Genomic DNA, 17,275 nt, shown 5'->3' with positions numbered 1-17,275 from the left:
ATTGGGGTTTAAATAAAAATCACAGTAGTGAATGATTTTATGAGTTGATACGTTAAACTAGCACTTTGTAATAATTTAAAGTGATTTTATGTTTACAGGAATAGTGCAAACGCAAGCTACGGTGGTCTCTAAGACTCAAACAGACGGTGTTTTACGCTTAGTTGTATCGGTGAGCGATGAGTACGTTAAGCATTTAGATTTAGGCGCAAGTATTGCTATTAATGGCTGTTGTTTAACAGTTGTGCAAGTTGAGCTAAGTAATCACGATGTGGTAGCGCAAGTGCATTTTGATGTGATTGACGAAACCCTAAAGTTAACTAATTTAGGACTGCTTGAGTTAGGTAGTTTAGTTAATTACGAACGCTCTGTTACGTTTGGTACTGAGCTAGGTGGGCATATAGTGTCTGGGCATATTCATTGTACGTCACAAATTTCTCAAATAGTGAAGCTTGAGAATAACTGCAAAATACAACTCAGCTTGCCAAAAGAGTGGCAAAAGTATGTGTTATATAAAGGGTTTGTTGCGATAAATGGCGCAAGCTTAACCGTGGGCGAAGTTGATGAACAAGGTTTTTGGTTACACCTAATTCCGGAAACGCTCGCCATTACAAACATTGGTGCAGCGCAAGTGGGTGACAAGTTTAATATTGAAGTTGATCAGCAAACTTACACTATTGTAAATACGGTAGAAAACTACTTACGCCATCAGGCTTAAGTTAAAATATTTGTTCGTCGTCGCTGTCTACGTGTAGCTCTAATTTATTGTTAGCATGATCTATATGCATATTTAAATGAATTGGGTTACAGCAGGCAGTGCAATCTTCTATGTAGTCTTGATCGCCCATGCTTGCGTCTAAGTCTAAATGTATGTGGTGTCCGCAGTGTGGGCACGTTATTCGTTGTGATAAAAAATCTTTCATAATCACTCCAGTTATAAATAATTAAGTTAGATTCAACTTAATCGCTTACAGATGAACGCCTACTTACTCATTAAATATAGTGCTGAAATGCAGCTTATGACACTTATTTTATACCTTCAAATACCAGCTTTTCTATATGTTGTTTAGCTTCAGTAAGATAGTGACCGGCAAAGATGTTAGCGTGATTTAAAATAGGGTATAGCTGGTATATTAACTTACGTTTTTCGTAATTTTGAGAAAGCGGGTAGTGCTGGTTATAGGCGCTATAAAAGTCTTTTGGCAGTGGCGCAAATAGTTCGCTCATTGCAATATCCACTTCCCGATCACCATAATAACAAGCGGGGTTAAATACCGTTGGCTCTGCTTTTAAAAAGCCCATATTTCCTCGCCAAAAATCGCCATGCAGTAATGAGGGCTCAACTTGATGACTATGCAGCTGTTCTTTAACGGCATTAATTAAGCGCTCGGGTTCAATAAAGTTAATGCCTTTTTCAGCGAGTAACTGTAATTGCCACCCTATACGTTCTTCGGCGTAAAATACATCCCATTTTTTATGCCAGCGATTAGGTTGTATGGTAGTGGCTATGTAGTTGTCTACATCAAAACCAAACATGGCTTGGTCGTGTTTTTGATGCATTTTAGCGAGGCTGCTTCCCATAGTTGCCCACGTGTCGTGAGGTTGTTTATCCAAAACAAGCCACTGTAAAACAATAAACGAAAACTCTATATTTGCACCGGTTGTAATACATTCAGGGACTTTAAAATTACTATTTTGCGCTAAAAGCTTTAAGCCAATAAATTCACTTTCTAAACGCTCGAGTTCGCTTTTTAATGCTATTTTAACGAAGAAGTTATGCGTACCATTGGTAATATGAAATAGTTTGTCGTTATTTGTACTTTGTAATTGGCGTTTATAGGTGTGTTTAAAGTCAAAATTAATGGCTTGGCTGATGTGCTCATTTACTGTTTTCCACATAACAATTGCTCGCCTTTTAAACAGATACTTAAACTATGGCAAAAAGGTATTAATTTAACAATCTAAACGTTGTAAAATTAACGACTATATTGCATAAAAATTACACTTACTGTAATGGAGTAAAAATGAACAAAAGTTTAATAACCAATTTGCTAGCGGGTTTATGTGTTGTTGTAGGTTTTATGTTTAACCAAGCAATTGTGTTATCAGTTGGTTTATTTGCACTTTCTGGCGCGGTAACTAATTTATTAGCTATTCATATGTTGTTCGAAAAAGTCCCGTTTTTATATGGCTCAGGCGTTATAGCGCTTAAGTTTGAAAGCTTTAAAGTAGCTATAAGAAACCTAATATTAACGGAGTTTTTTTCAGAGCAAAAAATTAATAATTTACTTAATAAAGCGCAGCCCAATATCGATTTTGAGCCGATAATTAGTAATGTTGATCTAAACCCTGCATTCGACAATTTACTTGTCGTTATTGAAGAATCTCAGTTTGGTAGCATGTTAGGTATGTTTGGCGGCACTGCAGCAATAGAGCCTATGCGTGAAAAGTTTATTGAAAAAATGCAATTGTCGCTTAGTGAGATTTCTCAAACTGACGACTTTAAAGCATTAGTAACCCAAACGCTTTCACAAGGTAATAGTGCAGAGAGCCTACATAAAACAGTACTTAAATTAGTTGATGAGCGCCTAGATGAGCTTACCCCCAAAATGGTTAAAGAGATTATTCAAACCATGATCCGCGAGCACTTAGGCTGGCTTGTTGTGTGGGGTGGTGTGTTTGGTGGTTTATTTGGTTTAATTGCAGCGCTTATTTAAGCGCTGTTTTGTGTTAAGTGATATCTGTAAAATAATTAAATTAAATGCTTTTTTGCGGCTGACTTATTTTTTCAGGCTGTTATTATCGCCCCCATAATTTAGTCGTGTTTTTTAGGAGCAACGGTGAGCAAAACGTTAGCCAGTTATTATCAGCAAGCATACGCTTGCGATCAGCAGCATTTTAACCAGTGTTTTTATTGTGGCTGTGAAGCGACAGAGCGCGACCATTGTCCGCCGCTGCATATGCTACAAAGCATTGTTGATTTAGGTGAAGAAGCTGATTTTATATCTATTCCTGCGTGTTATGAGTGTCATGCACTTTTACATAACGAAAGGCTGATGACGATTGATGAGCGTTTCACTAAAATGAAGAAAAAGCTTGCCACTAAATACGCAAAACCTCTGCGTGTTTATAACATGTGGGAAGAAAACGAACTTGGCGATATGAGCGATGAGTTTGCGCATAGTATTCAAGCGGGTATGAAATTAGGAAAAGAAGCCGCTGAGCGTTTAGCGTTTACTGGTTTTAGCTATGCCACAGAAGATGCCAAAGTAGCAGTACGTGAAAAAACAAAAGAGTTTGATGTAGAAGGCATGATATTTACCGACTTTAAAGAGGCGCTAAATTACTGCATTAATGATTTAAACGTACAAAAAAGTGACTTTTATAAAATTTTGGTTGAAGACTACCAAGGGGATTTTAATAAAGCGCTAAGCCAGTATCGTCACCGTCATGACAAAGTGACAGCGGCTAAAGACGGTAATACAATTATTAAAGATTTTTCTAAGTTACATAAGCAAAACTCTGATTTTGTAACGCGTACGGTTAAGCACTTTATTAGTAAAGATCCATCGCTTACAACCGAAGGTGCGCTTGAAAAGTTGTATAACAATTATATAAAGAAATAATTACAGATATTCATCTTAATTAACTGCGTTTTCACCTGTTTTTTTGGCTTTATTCCTTAGCTTTCGCTAAAGTAGCAAAAAAACAGGAGATCCAAACAACATGCAAAAATTTGCACCTTCTTTATTAGCAGTTGGCTTAGCTGCTGCACTTGTAGGTTGCCAAGAAAACGGCCCGCAAGACGATAAAATAACAATCAACAAAAATCCTTACCCAAGCACTTATCAGCCCGTTTCTACATCAAGCACACTTATTACAAATGCAACAGTACTTACAGGTACTGGTGAGCGTTTAGATGAAGCTGATGTATTACTTGTTGACGGCAAAGTACAACAAGTTGGTAAAGACTTAACTGCTACTGCTGATATTACAATTGATGCACAAGGCAAATGGGTAACACCGGGTATTATTGACGTACATTCACATTTAGGTGCATACCCAAGCCCGTCGGTTGAGTCGCATCAAGATGGTAACGAAATGACCAGCCCTAACACTGCAGAAGTGTGGGTTGAGCATTCTGTTTGGCCACAAGATCCTGGCTTTAATCGCGCACGCGAAGGCGGCATTACTTCTCTACAAATTTTACCAGGCTCAGCTAACTTATTTGGTGGACGCGGCGTTACGCTTAAAAACGTCCCTGCACACACTATGCAAGGTATGAAATTTCCAGAGGCGCCGTATGGTTTAAAAATGGCGTGTGGTGAAAACCCTAAACGTGTTTATGGTCGTCAAGGTGTATTGCCTTCAACTCGTATGGGTAATATGGCAGGTTATCGTATGGCATGGGCTGAAGCCGCTGAATACAAACGTGCGTGGGATAAGTACGATGCCGATTATGAAGCAGGTTTAAACCCAGAAGCACCAGTACGTGATATTAAACACGATACGCTTCGTGGTGTGCTTGAGGGCGAAGTACGTATTCATAATCATTGTTATAAAGCTGAAGAAATGGCAATGATGATTGACCTGTCAAAAGAATTTAATTACGACGCGGGTACATTCCATCATGGTGTAGAAGCATATAAAATTGCTGACCTACTTGCCGAAAATGGCTCGTGTGCTGCACTTTGGCCAGACTGGTGGGGCTTTAAAATGGAAGCCTACGACATGGTTCAAGAAAACGTAGCTATTGTTGATGCTGTTAAAAATTCATGTGCGGTTGTTCACTCAGATTCAGATACCACTATTCAGCGCTTAAACCAAGAAGCTGGCAAGGTTATGTACCGTGCTAACGAAAACGGTTTTGATATTTCTGAGCAACACGCTATTAAATGGATCACGGCTAACGCTGCTAAATCGCTAGGTATTGATGACAAAACAGGTTCACTAGAAGCAGGTAAGCAGGGCGATGTTGTTATTTGGAATCAAAGCCCATTTAGTGTTTATGCTAAAGCTGAACAAGTGTTTGTTGATGGTGCAAAAGTTTACGATAGAAACGACAGCGCGTATCAAGCAACAAGTGATTTTATGTTAGGTCAACAATAAGGAGCACCCAGAATGAAAAATTTATCACGTTCGTTTTCGCTTTCTCTGGTTGCTGCAGGATTATTAGCATCTGGTGCTGTAAGCGCACAATCGCTAGCAATTATTAATGCAACATTGCATACGTCATCTGATCAAGGTGTATTAGAAGCGGCAAGCATTGTAATGACAGATGGTAAAATCACAGCGATTAACCCAACTGAAATTAAAGTAGATCAAATTATTGATGCAAAGGGCCAAATTGTAACCCCTGGCTTTATTGCAAGTATTAATCAACTTGGTTTAGTTGAAGTAAGTGCAGTTGCAGGCTCTCGCGATGCTGGCGAGGAAAAAGCCGGTATTGATTTTGACGTAAGTCTTGCTTACAACGCACATTCAAGCTTAATCCCTTACGCTCGTAAAGGCGGTGTAACACGCGATGTAATTACCCCTCATGGCGGCGATAGCATTTTTTCAGGCCTTGCGAGTGTTGTTGATTTAAGTGGTAGTTTTGATAGCGACATGCAAAAACAAGCGGCTTTAATTGTTTACTTAGGTGAGCGCAGTAAAGGCTCTCGTGCTTTTACTTTGCAAACACTGATTAATAAACTTGATGAGCACAAAACTAAAGCTGGTAAAAAAGCTAAAAAAGATGACGACAAGCCAAGTACTGAAGACAAAGTAATGGTGAAAGTCCTTAGTGGCGAAATGCCATTAGTGGTTGGTGTATCACGTGCGGCAGATATTATTGAGCTTATTAAAGTAAAAGAGCAATTTGGTATTAACTTAGTACTTAACGGCGCACAAGACGCTGTTGTAGTTAAAGAGCGCGTTGCTAAAGCAAATATCCCAGTAATTATTAGTGCAATGGACAGCTTACCAGCAAGTTTTGATTCGCTTCATGCGAGTTTAGATAATGCAGGTGTGCTAGAAAAAGCAGGCGTTAAAGTATTATTAACGGTAGGTGGTGATGCAAGCCACAACATTTACCAGCTGCGTTTTGATGCTGGTAATGCAGTATCGTATGGTATGAGCCAAGAAGGTGCGTTAAAAGCGGTTACATCAAACGTTGCTGATGTATTTGGCATTAATGCAGGTAGTCTTGAAGTAGGTAAAGCTGCTGATGTAGTAATGTGGAGTAATGACCCGTTTGAACTAAGCAGCCACGTGAGCAAAATGTTTATCAATGGGGTTGAGGTTTCTACACAATCTCGCCAAGATAAACTGCGTGACCGTTATACGACAGATTCAAAAATGCCACGGGCTTATACCAACCCGCAATAATACTTAATCAATTTGAGGGATTAAATCTGACGGTAACTGCGTTAAAAATTTCTGATATAGAGCAACTAAATAACGAAATTTTTGCCTTGTTATCGACAAGATTTTCTTGCCTCAAAGTTGATCACTTAATTAAGCGAATTGGTATGATACTAAATAATTAATTAAATAAATAAATTTAATTATTCAAAGGCCGCTATTTTATAAATAGCGGCCTTTTTGTTTGTAAAATTTAGACATAAAAAAGCCGCTTACTTTTACAAGTAAGCGGCTTTTAAATTTAAACTAATATTTATACTAATTTAGCAAGAATATCGTTAAATGTAGTGCTTGGACGCATCGCTTTAAAGGCTGCATCATCGTTAGGCTGGAAGTAACCGCCTAAATCAACTGCAGGGCCTTGCGCATCGTTAAGTTCACTTACGATTTGTTCTTTATTAGACTCAAGGTCGCTAGCAATTTGAGTAAACTGTGCTTTAAGTTCACTGTCATCATTTTGCTTAGCAAGTTCTTGTGCCCAGAATAAAGATAGGAAGAAATGAGAACCACGGTTATCAATTTCTTTCACTTTACGTGAAGGAGACTTGTTTTCTGCTAAGAAAGTGCCTGTCGCTTTATCAAGTGTATCAGCAAGTACTTGTGCTTTGTTGTTACCCGTAGTTACGCTTAGGTGTTCAAGCGATGCAGCAAGTGCTAAAAATTCACCTAAAGAATCCCAACGTAAGTGGTTTTCTTTTTCGAATTGTTGAACATGCTTAGGTGCAGAACCACCTGCGCCAGTTTCAAATAATCCACCACCGTTCATAAGTGGAACAATTGAAAGCATTTTAGCACTCGTACCTAGCTCTAAAATTGGGAATAAATCTGTAAGGTAATCACGTAAAACGTTACCTGTTACAGAAATAGTGTCTTTACCTTCTTTAATACGCGCTAGTGAGAACAATGTTGCTTCAAGCGGTGCTAAAATTTGAATATCTAGGCCAGCTGTATCGTGATCTGGTAGGTATTTATTTACTTTTTTGATTAGCTCTGCATCATGTGCACGGTTTTCGTCTAACCAGAAAATAGCTGGAACGCCTGTTGCGCGTGCACGATTTACTGCAAGCTTAACCCAATCTTGGATTGGTGCGTCTTTAACCTGACACATGCGCCAAATATCGCCTTGCTCAACACTGTGCTCAAGTAATGTATTACCATTTGCATCAACAACACGGATAGAACCATCTGCTTTAGCTTCAAACGTTTTATCGTGTGAACCGTATTCTTCAGCTTTTTGAGCCATAAGGCCAACGTTAGGTACGCTACCCATAGTTGTTGGATCAAACGCACCATTCACTTTACAAAAATCAATAGTTGCTTGGTAAATACCTGAGTAACAACGATCTGGAATTACAAAGCTAGTGTCTTGTAATTTACCATCGTTATTCCACATTTGACCGCTTGAACGGATTGCAGCAGGCATAGAAGCATCGATGATCACGTCACTTGGTACGTGTAGGTTTGTAATACCACGGTCAGAATCAACCATAGCAATAGCAGGGCGGCTAGCGTAAACAGCTTGAATGTCCGCTTCAATTTCTTCGCGCTTAGCATCGTCTAATGTTTGAATTTTAGAATATACATCGCCTAAACCATTATTTACATCAACACCTAGCTCTTCAAAAAGCTCACCGTGTTTAGCAAATACATCTTTGTAGAATACTTTTACAGCGTGACCAAAGATAATTGGATCAGATACTTTCATCATTGTCGCTTTCATGTGAAGCGAGAATAAAACACCTTTTTCTTTAGCAGCGTCAATTTCAGCAGCTAAGAAAGCTTGAAGTTTAGAAGCGCTGATGCTTGATGCATCAATAACTTCGCCAGCTAAAAGAGGCGTGCTTTGTTTAAGTACAGAAACGTCGCCGTTAGTTGCAACATGTTCAATACGTACATCAGTGGCTGTATCAACAGTTACAGACTTTTCTGAACCAAAGAAGTCGCCTTCGCTCATGCTTGCAACATAAGACTCTGAATCTTTGCTCCACGCACCCATTGAATGCGGGTTGTTACGTGCATATTCTTTTACAGAACCTGGTGCGCGACGATCTGAGTTACCTTCACGTAGTACTGGGTTTACTGCACTGCCTTTGATTTTGTCGTAAGCAGCTTGAATTGCTTTTTCTTCATCATTTTTAGGTTCAACAGGGTATTCTGGAAGAGCGTAACCTTTTGCTTGAAGCTCTTTAATTACAGCGCGAAGCTGTGGTACAGATGCACTGATGTTTGGTAATTTGATGATGTTTGCTTCTGGTGTTTTAGCAAGCTCGCCAAGTTCAGCAAGTGCATCACCAATGCGTTGTTCTTGTGTTAAATAATCAGGGAAGCTAGCAATTACACGACCTGCTAATGAGATATCGCGAGTTTCAACTTCAACACCGGCCGCATTTGTATATGCTTGGATGATCGGTAGCAACGAGTAAGTTGCTAGTGCCGGAGCTTCGTCCGTTTTTGTATAGATAATTTTTGATGTCATCATCATTCCTAGATAGTAGACCGAAAAGGTCTTATTCAACAATGCAAAGAAAATCATTACTAATGAGTGAGTACATATTATTAAACAAGTTAATGAATACATACGCTCGTAATGAATAGTTTGTTAGGTGTTGGTACTCAGCGTTGCTCTTTTATAAAAGCAGAATAGTCACACCTGACGAACTGGAATTGTATTTATAGCTAAAAAATTAACAAAAATAAATCAGCCTTTAGCCTAGTACATATAAAAGAGGCGACAAGTTGGATTAGTTGCTGCGTTAATACGCAATTTTTAGCACCAAGAGTGTAACAAGCTTAAATAAAAAGGGCTAGAGGTTGAGCATGCCCAATAAGCAGTTAAACAATCAACTCTTAGAACATTGGGGTATATAAAATAAATTCAAGGAAAAGGGTTGAATTTGAATGAAAAGAGGCAATAAATAGGGGAGAAGAGATAAGTTAGTATGCTTAAGGAATTAAGCGAGGATCTTAAAAGGTCACTCGCTTTAGTCGAACAAAACAATAGTCACTCAATAATGTCACCATCTGGGGCAATATTTTTAGCGTGTAGACCTTTAGGTCCTTGTTCTAATTCGAATGTTACATCTTGACCAGCTTTAAGCGTTTTATAACCGTCCATTACAATTGTTGAGTAATGAGCGAAAATATCATTCTCGCAGCCGTCTTCTACGATGAAACCAAAACCTTTAGCGTTGTTGAACCATTTAACTTTACCGCAAGCCATACTTCTACATCCTTCAATAAGTTGACTAATTTAGTTATTCTAAATTGTATTATTTGTTAGACTGACTAAGGTTTAATCAATCTACGTTTGACTGTAGTTTATTTAGCCAACCAGTCAAGTGTTTTGAGTTATTTTTTTAACATTTTATTTATTTTTTATTCAAGTTTGCTTGAGTTACAAAGACAAGACTATATTTAATTATGAGTGGTATGAAAGATTCAGGTGTTATCGATACAGTTCGCGACAGCGAAAAGCAAAAGCTACAGCCGCCGCGAAAATATAAAGTTGTTTTAAATAACGACGACTACACGCCGATGGACTTTGTAATAGAAGTTTTAACGACGTTTTTTAATATGGATAGCGATAGAGCAACCGACGTGATGCTTCAGGTTCATGAAAAAGGTAAAGGTATATGTGGTGTTTACAGCGCCGACGTAGCCCACACCAAAGCTGAACAAGTTAACCGCTACGCGCGTGATAACGAGCATCCACTGCTTTGTAGTTGTGAGCAGGAATAAATACCAATTTTATTAAAAAATGATCATTTTAGCGGATTAAATTACTTATTAACTTCGTTAAAAATTATTCATATAGAACAACTATATTTGTAATTTTTGCCTTGTTACTAAGTTATTTCCTCATCGCTATAATAGGCCACGAATTTAATGCAATTGGTATAAATACCAATTAGGGTGATCAAACATCCGATTGTTGTGGTATAAATTATTATCTCAGTAAGGGGTTGCCAATGCTAAACAAAGACTTAGAACTCACATTAAATGCCGCGTTTCGTGAAGCGCGCACTCGCCGTCATGAGTTTATGACCGTAGAGCACCTTTTACTTGCGCTGTTAGATAATCCTTCTGCAGGAGAAGCCCTAAACGCGTGTGGTGTTAATATTTCTGGTTTAAAAACCGAATTATTAGAATTTATTGACGAAACAACACCCGTCATTCCAGATTTAGAAGAAGAGCGTGAAACTCAGCCAACACTTGGCTTTCAACGTGTATTACAACGCGCTGTGTTCCATGTGCAATCGTCAGGTAAAAATGAAGTCACTGGCGTGAATGTGCTAGTTGCTATTTTTTCTGAGCAAGAAAGCCAAGCTGTATATTTACTTAAAAAGCATGATGTATCGCGTTTAGACATCGTTAACTTTATTTCGCATGGTATTTCTAAAGCAGATGATGAATTAGGCAACGACAGCGACGATATTCATGATGAAGTGCAAGAAGTTCAAAATGAAGAAGCAAGCAAGCTAGACAGCTTTACAACTAACTTAAACGTTCAAGCTCGTGAAGGTAACATTGATCCACTGATCGGACGCGACAGCGAAGTAGAGCGCACGGTACAAGTATTGTGTCGTCGTAAAAAGAATAACCCATTACTTGTAGGTGAAGCGGGCGTTGGTAAAACAGCCATTGCTGAAGGCTTAGCGTATCGCATTGTTAATAAGCAAGTACCAGAAGTAATTGCAGATGCTGTTGTGTACTCGCTAGATATGGGGGCATTGCTTGCGGGTACTAAATACCGCGGCGACTTTGAAAAGCGCTTTAAAAGCTTACTAAAAGAGCTGCAAGCTGAGCCAGGCTCTATTTTATTTATTGATGAAATACATACCATAATCGGTGCCGGCGCGGCGTCTGGTGGTGTTATGGACGCATCAAACTTGCTTAAACCACTCCTTTCAAGTGGTAAGCTACGTTGTATGGGTTCAACAACTTACAACGAGTATAAAAATATTTTTGAGAAAGACCGTGCATTAGTACGTCGCTTTCAAAAAATTGATGTACTTGAGCCAAGTGTTGCCGATACCACTAAAATATTAAACGGCTTAAAAGAGCGTTACGAAGAGCATCATGGCATTCGTTACACTCAAAAAGCACTAAAAGCAGCTGCAGAACTCAGTGCTAAATACATTAATGAGCGCCACTTGCCAGATAAAGCAATTGATGTAATTGATGAAGCCGGTGCAAGCCAGCGTCTGCAACCTAGCTCTAAACGTAAAAAAACCATTGGCGTGGCAGATATAGAACTAATTATATCTAAAATGGCACGTATCCCAGCGCAAAGCGTCTCGTCGACAGATAAAGAAACGCTTAAAAACTTAGACCGTAACCTTAAAATGCTCGTGTTTGGGCAAGATCAATCTATTGATGCGCTTACATCAGCTATTCGCTTATCTCGCTCTGGTTTATCGAGCGAAGAAAAACCAGTGGGTTCGTTCTTGTTTGCAGGGCCTACCGGTGTGGGTAAAACAGAAGTAACTAAGCAACTTGCTAAATGTATGGGTGTTGAGTTTATTCGTTTTGATATGTCGGAATATGTAGAACGCCATGCAATTAGTCGATTAATTGGTGCTCCACCAGGGTATGTTGGTTTTGAGCAAGGTGGTTTATTAACAGAAGCAGTTATTAAAAATCCACATGCTGTTGTACTTTTAGATGAGATTGAAAAAGCGCATCCAGACATTTACAACATTTTGCTACAGGTTATGGATCACGGTACGTTGACCGATAATAACGGCCGTAAAGCTGACTTTAGAAATGTAGTGGTTGTAATGACTACCAATGCGGGCGTACAAGAAACTACGCGTAAGTCGATTGGTTTTACAGAGCAAGATCATACGCACGATGCAATGGGTGCAATTAATAAAGTATTTTCACCAGAATTTAGAAACCGTTTAGATAACATCATTTGGTTTAATCACCTTGAACGTGAAGTTATTTTACTGGTGGTTGATAAGTTTATTGTGGAACTGCAAGCGCAGCTTGATAAAAAATCAGTTAACCTTGAGCTTACGTCTAAAGCACGTGAGTGGTTGGCAGATAAAGGCTACGATAAAGCAATGGGTGCACGTCCAATGGCACGTGTTATTCAAGAAGAGCTTAAAAAGCAATTAGCTAACGAAATACTGTTTGGTGAACTTGTTGATGGCGGTACGGTTAAAGTATCGGTTAAAGATAAGAAGATTCGCTTTGATTACGAGAGTAATTTAACACCAGCGTAAAACGTTAATTAAATAATTTAGTTAAATAAAATGGCCCGCTACATAATAGCGGGCCATTTTTTTTGCTTTTTTTATAGGCAACAAAAAACCCAGCAAAAACTGGGCTTTTTGTTTATTAAATGTAATTGCTAGTCAATGTCTATCAATTACATTTAATAAACGCTTAAAGCTAGTAAAACACTAGCCAAAAACTAAATCTCGTTTACGCACTTACTTAGCGAGCACGGAATACGATACGACCCTTTGATAAATCGTAAGGAGTCATTTCTACCGTTACTTTATCGCCGGTTAAAATACGGATATAGTTTTTGCGCATTTTGCCTGAAATATGAGCCACAACTACGTGACCATTTTCTAGCTCAACTCGGAACATTGTATTTGGTAAAGTATCAAGGACTGTCCCTTGCATTTCGATTACGTCTTCTTTCGCCATGTTTAGCGTAACACCTCTTTAATAGTTAAACGCTGCAGATTTTGCCCAAAATACTCCAATAAGTAAAGGCGCAGGGGCTATATTTGCAAATTAAATAGCCACCCACTCATCATTGAGCTGTTTTTGAGCAGGTAAAAACTGAGTTTTGTACTTCATTTTGTCGCATTCATCAATTTGATAGCCCAAGTACACGTATTGCTTATTTTGCTCTTTAGCAAACTTTAGCTGCTCTAATATCATCACAGAGCCTAAACTATAGTGTTCAAAGTCGGGATCAAAAAAGGTATAAATTGCAGAAATAGCGCTATTCATACAATCAGTTACGGCAACTGCGACTAAAGTATCTTGGTGCCACAGTTCAATAAATGTGATCTTGAGCCAACTACAAAGCAAAAAACTTTGAAACTGTTCTTTTTCAGGAGGATACATACTTCCATCCTGATGACGCATCGTTATGTACTTGCTATAAAGCGGATAGTACTCAGGTCGCTCTTGCGTTGAATATTTTACCTCAAACTGTGTTTTTGCTTTGTTTAGTTTACGTTTTTGCGATTTTGAGGGCATAAAGTCTTGTGCTAATACACGTACAGAACTGCATGCGCTGCATATTGGGCAGTGCGGACGGTATATTTGGTTACCACTGCGACGAAATCCCAAGCCTAATAATGACTCAAATTTATCGGTGCTGTAGCAACTGGGATCAAGAATAACTAAAAGTTGCTCTTGTCTGTTGGGTAAATAACTACAGTCAAACTCTTGGGTTAAACCAACACGTGCAGGAAGTTGTTCATTCATAGATTGCGTCAAGTTCTTGTGGCTCCCACATAATAGGGTTAACAGTATAGTTATGTGCAGCTTTTAGTTTAGTCAAAAATGTGGAACGGGGGATTACTTTTGCACCTAGGGTCATTAAATAAGGGTTTTCTAACTGGCAATCAATAAAATGTGCATTATGGCGTTTAAGCCAATTTACCAGTGCCCACATAGCAAGCTTAGAGCAATTGGTTTGATGATGAAACATCGACTCGCCACAAAAAACACCATTTTGCATAATGCCGTATAAGCCACCTGCAAGCTCTCCGTTACTCCACACCTCTAAACTATGTGCAATGCCAGCATTATGTATATTAACGTAAGCGTCGAGCATGTCAGAGGTGATCCAAGTGCCATCGGTATCAAGGCGTTGATCGCGACAGGCTTCTATCACCTCTTCAAAGGCATTATTAATGGTTACTCTTACAGGGTGCTTTTTTAAATGCTTACGCAGGCTCTTACTTATATGAAAATCATTAAGCTCAAAAATGCCTCGCTCGCTGGGAGACCACCACATAATAGGCTCATCTTCACTAAACCAAGGGAATACTCCGCTTTTGTAGGCATTACTTAGGCGAGGTAAACTCAAATCTCCGCCAATTGCTAACAAGCCATCAGGGGATTCTAATGCGTATTCCGGATTGGGGAATGCTATATCGTTTTCGCTTAATTGGTATAGCTGATTTCTCATACAGTACTTATTTTATAATTGATCTTAAAAGTGTAACTATATTTTAGGCATAAAAAAAGGGCTGAATAATCAGCCCTATAATAATTTATTTAATTGCTTATAAATTATCTAAGAAACGCTCTGCATCAAGGGCAGCCATACAGCCTGTACCCGCAGATGTGATTGCTTGACGGTAAATGTGGTCAGACACATCACCTGCAGCAAAAACGCCTTCTACGCTTGTTTGAGTCGCGTTACCGTGAAGACCAGACTCTACAACTAAGTAGCCATCTTTCATTTCTAGTTGACCAACAAACATATCAGTATTTGGCTTGTGGCCAATAGCAATAAATACGCCTGCTAAATCTAGCTCTTCAGTTGCATCAGAGTGTGCATCTTTAATACGAACGCCGGTTACGCCCATTTGGTCGCCTAATACTTCGTCCAGCGTGCGGTTGTAATGCATTACAACGTTACCGTTAGCTGCTTTTTCAGCAAGGCGGTCAGCAAGTATTTTTTCACTGCGGAAACTGTCACGACGATGAATAACATGTACTTCGTCAGCAATGTTAGATAAGTAAAGCGCTTCTTCAACCGCTGTATTACCACCACCAACAACCGCTACTTTTTGACCTTTATAGAAAAAACCGTCACACGTAGCACATGCCGAAACACCACGGCCTTGGAAATTAATTTCAGACTCTAGGCCTAAGTATTTGGCAGAAGCACCCGTTGCAATGATTAATGCATCACATGTGTAAGTACCTTGGTCGCCAGTTAGTGTGAAAGGGCGCTTAGATACATCTACTTTATTGATGTGATCGAATATGATTTCAGTTTCAAAGCGCTCAGCGTGCTCTTTCATACGATCCATTAACGCAGGACCTGTTAAACCGTGTGCATCACCAGGCCAGTTTTCAACTTCAGTTGTGGTTGTTAATTGGCCACCTTGTTGAATGCCTGTAATTAAAACAGGGTTTAAATTTGCACGTGCTGCATATACTGCGGCAGTATAACCAGCTGGGCCAGAGCCTAAAATTAGTAGCTTACAATGTTTTGCTTCAGTCATTATTTTTTCCTAAACGTTTAATACGGTCTTTAATGCGCTCGATTCTAAGAAAAACAAGGCAGATGTAAACAAAATCCGCGATTATTTTTTTTATCAAATCGAAAAGCTGTGCAGTATTGTGTACTAGAGCTCTGTGCTTTTACAGTTAAAATGCCTAAGTAGCTCAATAAATAGACTAACAGGCAACAAAACAGCGTTATTTCATGACCCCTTTGATTTTTTTTGTTATGTTTTACCTAATTTTATTTGTCACTGATAGATTATGTGACCTAAGCAAATAGGCAACTATGTTATTTTGGCAGGAAAAACCCGCATTCGGGTTGACTTCAAAAGACGTTAACGTCTTAACCAATGCGCAAGATTACCGAACGCAATTGCTACGCTTGATAGCGAACGCAAAAAAACGAATTTATATTACTGCGTTGTATTTACAAGATGACGAAGCAGGTCGCGAAATTTTAGAAGCGCTGCATCGTGTGTCATTGGCAAACCCCGCACTTGAGGTCAAAGTGCTGGTGGATTTTCATCGTGCGCAACGTGGATTAATTGGCGCTGATAAATCAGACGGTAACGCAAGTTTATACTGTGACGATTTAGAAAAGTTTAAATCGAGCGTACAAGTTTATGGCGTACCTGTAAAAGCTAAAGAATTATTTGGCGTATTGCATTTAAAAGGTTTTGTAATTGACGACACCTTACTTTACAGCGGCGCAAGCTTAAATAACGTGTACTTGCAATACAACGAGCGCTACAGGCTCGATCGTTACTTTTTGATAACGCAGAGCGAACTGTGTGACTCAGTAGTTGATTTTATTGAGACAAAGCTACTTTCATCAGTGGCCGTGCCACGCATTGACACTCGACCGCTTAAGCGTTTGCACGACTTTAAGCTTGATCAAAAGCAGTTAATGCGCGATTTAAAAGTCGCAAGTTATAACGCAGCAGAGCAGCTAAATACGCAAGCATTAGGTATTCGTTTGTTTTTAGGACTCGGGCGTCGTAATAACGAGTTAAATCGTTTAATAAAAGCGTTATTTGATACAACAGAGCAAGAGCTTGTGTTGTATACGCCATACTTCAATTTTCCGGCACCGCTTATGCGATCACTGCGCCGATTATTAAAGCAAGGCAAGCAAGTGACTATTGTTGTAGGCGATAAAACAGCAAATGACTTTTATTTACCGCCAAGCGAGCCGTTTAGTAAAATAGGGGCATTACCTTATTTATACGAAACTATTTTGCATAAATTTGTAAAAACGCAAAAGCGTCATATCGATAACGGTAATTTAAATGTGTACCTGTGGAAAGATGAAAGCAATTCGTTTCATTTAAAAGGTATTTGTTCAGATAGAACAAAGCATTTACTGAGCGGGCATAACTTAAATCCGCGTGCATGGGGTCTTGATATCGAAAACGGTATTTTAATAGAAGATCCAGAGCAAACAATTATGGATGCTATTGATAACGAAAAGCAGGAAATTTTACAACACTGCCGACGTTTAACAGGCCCAGATGATTTAGAAACGATGGATGATTACCCGCAGCCAGTTAAAAAACTACTTGGCCAAGCTAAGCGCGTAAAAGTAGATTTTATAATTAAGCGTTTTATCTAAACCAGTTTATCTAAATAAGTTTATATAAATCTGAAATTTAAATAC

The 17,275-nt window shown here is 39.0% G+C and carries 16 protein-coding genes; 8 read left to right on the top strand and 8 right to left on the bottom strand.

The features are described from left to right. Positions 1-88: 88 nt before the first annotated feature. On the top strand, positions 89-715 hold the full coding sequence (locus P20429_RS05490; RefSeq protein WP_007585130.1) for a riboflavin synthase: 627 nt from the start codon (positions 89-91) through the stop codon (positions 713-715). A 1-nt stretch (position 716) separates the two neighbouring features. On the opposite strand, the gene P20429_RS19775 is transcribed toward P20429_RS05490, so the two are convergent. Continuing rightward, entirely contained in the window at positions 717-920 is a 204-nt protein-coding gene (locus P20429_RS19775; RefSeq protein ID WP_008166246.1) for a CPXCG motif-containing cysteine-rich protein, read from the bottom strand. A 103-nt stretch (positions 921-1,023) separates the two neighbouring features. Next, the gene (locus P20429_RS05495) at positions 1,024-1,896 is read right to left on the bottom strand and encodes a fructosamine kinase family protein (protein WP_007585119.1); all 873 of its coding nucleotides are present in this window, start codon (positions 1,894-1,896) and stop codon (positions 1,024-1,026) included. Positions 1,897-2,021: 125 nt separating this feature from the next. Between P20429_RS05495 and P20429_RS05500 the strand changes: the two genes are divergently transcribed. From P20429_RS05500 to P20429_RS05515, 4 genes are all read left to right on the top strand, one after another. Next, complete coding sequence (locus P20429_RS05500; RefSeq protein WP_007585118.1) at positions 2,022-2,714, top strand: hypothetical protein; 693 nt, start codon at positions 2,022-2,024, stop codon at positions 2,712-2,714. 123 nt (positions 2,715-2,837) lie between these two features. Then, positions 2,838-3,623, top strand: coding sequence for a hypothetical protein (locus P20429_RS05505; protein WP_007585117.1), 786 nt, complete (start codon positions 2,838-2,840; stop codon positions 3,621-3,623). A gap of 100 nt (positions 3,624-3,723) precedes the next feature. Next, positions 3,724-5,106, top strand: a complete 1,383-nt coding sequence (locus P20429_RS05510) for an amidohydrolase (protein ID WP_007585115.1) — start codon at positions 3,724-3,726, stop codon at positions 5,104-5,106. A 12-nt stretch (positions 5,107-5,118) separates the two neighbouring features. Beyond that, complete coding sequence (locus P20429_RS05515; RefSeq protein ID WP_007585114.1) at positions 5,119-6,366, top strand: amidohydrolase family protein; 1,248 nt, start codon at positions 5,119-5,121, stop codon at positions 6,364-6,366. Positions 6,367-6,655: 289 nt separating this feature from the next. On the opposite strand, the gene P20429_RS05520 is transcribed toward P20429_RS05515, so the two are convergent. Both P20429_RS05520 and cspD read right to left on the bottom strand, forming a co-directional pair. Then, positions 6,656-8,878, bottom strand: a complete 2,223-nt coding sequence (locus P20429_RS05520) for an NADP-dependent isocitrate dehydrogenase (RefSeq protein ID WP_007585113.1) — start codon at positions 8,876-8,878, stop codon at positions 6,656-6,658. 525 nt (positions 8,879-9,403) lie between these two features. After that, positions 9,404-9,622, bottom strand: a complete 219-nt coding sequence (gene cspD, locus P20429_RS05525; protein ID WP_002962500.1) for a cold shock domain-containing protein CspD — start codon at positions 9,620-9,622, stop codon at positions 9,404-9,406. Positions 9,623-9,831: 209 nt separating this feature from the next. Between cspD and clpS the strand changes: the two genes are divergently transcribed. Both clpS and clpA read left to right on the top strand, forming a co-directional pair. Next, positions 9,832-10,140 (top strand): ATP-dependent Clp protease adapter ClpS, encoded by a 309-nt coding sequence (clpS, locus tag P20429_RS05530; RefSeq protein WP_007585109.1) that lies wholly within the window; start codon positions 9,832-9,834, stop codon positions 10,138-10,140. A 230-nt stretch (positions 10,141-10,370) separates the two neighbouring features. Beyond that, positions 10,371-12,632 (top strand): ATP-dependent Clp protease ATP-binding subunit ClpA, encoded by a 2,262-nt coding sequence (gene clpA / locus P20429_RS05535; RefSeq protein WP_007585108.1) that lies wholly within the window; start codon positions 10,371-10,373, stop codon positions 12,630-12,632. A gap of 214 nt (positions 12,633-12,846) precedes the next feature. On the opposite strand, the gene infA is transcribed toward clpA, so the two are convergent. The 4 genes from infA to trxB form a co-directional block, all read right to left on the bottom strand. Continuing rightward, positions 12,847-13,065: a translation initiation factor IF-1 gene (infA, locus tag P20429_RS05540; RefSeq protein WP_002962494.1), complete on the bottom strand. Its 219-nt coding sequence runs from the start codon at positions 13,063-13,065 to the stop codon at positions 12,847-12,849. Positions 13,066-13,155: 90 nt separating this feature from the next. Continuing rightward, positions 13,156-13,860 carry an arginyltransferase gene (locus P20429_RS05545; RefSeq protein ID WP_010552618.1) on the bottom strand — a complete coding sequence of 235 codons (705 nt, stop codon included), beginning with the start codon at positions 13,858-13,860 and terminating at the stop codon, positions 13,156-13,158. Then, positions 13,853-14,569, bottom strand: a complete 717-nt coding sequence (aat, locus tag P20429_RS05550; protein ID WP_007585106.1) for a leucyl/phenylalanyl-tRNA--protein transferase — start codon at positions 14,567-14,569, stop codon at positions 13,853-13,855. Before aat ends, P20429_RS05545 begins: the two co-directional genes overlap by 8 nt. A 97-nt stretch (positions 14,570-14,666) precedes the next feature. After that, the gene (trxB, locus tag P20429_RS05555; protein ID WP_007585104.1) at positions 14,667-15,617 is read right to left on the bottom strand and encodes a thioredoxin-disulfide reductase; all 951 of its coding nucleotides are present in this window, start codon (positions 15,615-15,617) and stop codon (positions 14,667-14,669) included. A gap of 287 nt (positions 15,618-15,904) precedes the next feature. Between trxB and pssA the strand changes: the two genes are divergently transcribed. Beyond that, the gene (pssA, locus tag P20429_RS05560; protein WP_007585102.1) at positions 15,905-17,230 is read left to right on the top strand and encodes a CDP-diacylglycerol--serine O-phosphatidyltransferase; all 1,326 of its coding nucleotides are present in this window, start codon (positions 15,905-15,907) and stop codon (positions 17,228-17,230) included. Positions 17,231-17,275 lie beyond the last annotated feature (45 nt).

Origin of the sequence: Pseudoalteromonas sp. BSi20429, assembly GCF_000238895.1 — a bacterium.
Taxonomy (GTDB): domain Bacteria; phylum Pseudomonadota; class Gammaproteobacteria; order Enterobacterales; family Alteromonadaceae; genus Pseudoalteromonas; species Pseudoalteromonas arctica.
This window is presented reverse-complemented; position numbering and strand designations above follow the sequence as displayed.

What these genes read in the sequence shown, in the direction of transcription:
- pssA (WP_007585102.1), top strand. Translation starts at nt 15,905, where the DNA reads ATGTTATTTTGGCAGGAAAAACCCGCATTCGGGTTGACTTCAAAAGAC.
- infA (WP_002962494.1), bottom strand. Translation starts at nt 13,065, where the DNA reads ATGGCGAAAGAAGACGTAATCGAAATGCAAGGGACAGTCCTTGATACT.
- P20429_RS05495 (WP_007585119.1), bottom strand. Translation starts at nt 1,896, where the DNA reads ATGTGGAAAACAGTAAATGAGCACATCAGCCAAGCCATTAATTTTGAC.
- clpA (WP_007585108.1), top strand. Translation starts at nt 10,371, where the DNA reads ATGCTAAACAAAGACTTAGAACTCACATTAAATGCCGCGTTTCGTGAA.
- P20429_RS19775 (WP_008166246.1), bottom strand. Translation starts at nt 920, where the DNA reads ATGAAAGATTTTTTATCACAACGAATAACGTGCCCACACTGCGGACAC.
- P20429_RS05500 (WP_007585118.1), top strand. Translation starts at nt 2,022, where the DNA reads ATGAACAAAAGTTTAATAACCAATTTGCTAGCGGGTTTATGTGTTGTT.
- cspD (WP_002962500.1), bottom strand. Translation starts at nt 9,622, where the DNA reads ATGGCTTGCGGTAAAGTTAAATGGTTCAACAACGCTAAAGGTTTTGGT.
- aat (WP_007585106.1), bottom strand. Translation starts at nt 14,569, where the DNA reads ATGAGAAATCAGCTATACCAATTAAGCGAAAACGATATAGCATTCCCC.
- trxB (WP_007585104.1), bottom strand. Translation starts at nt 15,617, where the DNA reads ATGACTGAAGCAAAACATTGTAAGCTACTAATTTTAGGCTCTGGCCCA.
- clpS (WP_007585109.1), top strand. Translation starts at nt 9,832, where the DNA reads ATGAAAGATTCAGGTGTTATCGATACAGTTCGCGACAGCGAAAAGCAA.
- P20429_RS05545 (WP_010552618.1), bottom strand. Translation starts at nt 13,860, where the DNA reads ATGAATGAACAACTTCCTGCACGTGTTGGTTTAACCCAAGAGTTTGAC.
- P20429_RS05490 (WP_007585130.1), top strand. Translation starts at nt 89, where the DNA reads ATGTTTACAGGAATAGTGCAAACGCAAGCTACGGTGGTCTCTAAGACT.
- P20429_RS05520 (WP_007585113.1), bottom strand. Translation starts at nt 8,878, where the DNA reads ATGACATCAAAAATTATCTATACAAAAACGGACGAAGCTCCGGCACTA.
- P20429_RS05515 (WP_007585114.1), top strand. Translation starts at nt 5,119, where the DNA reads ATGAAAAATTTATCACGTTCGTTTTCGCTTTCTCTGGTTGCTGCAGGA.
- P20429_RS05510 (WP_007585115.1), top strand. Translation starts at nt 3,724, where the DNA reads ATGCAAAAATTTGCACCTTCTTTATTAGCAGTTGGCTTAGCTGCTGCA.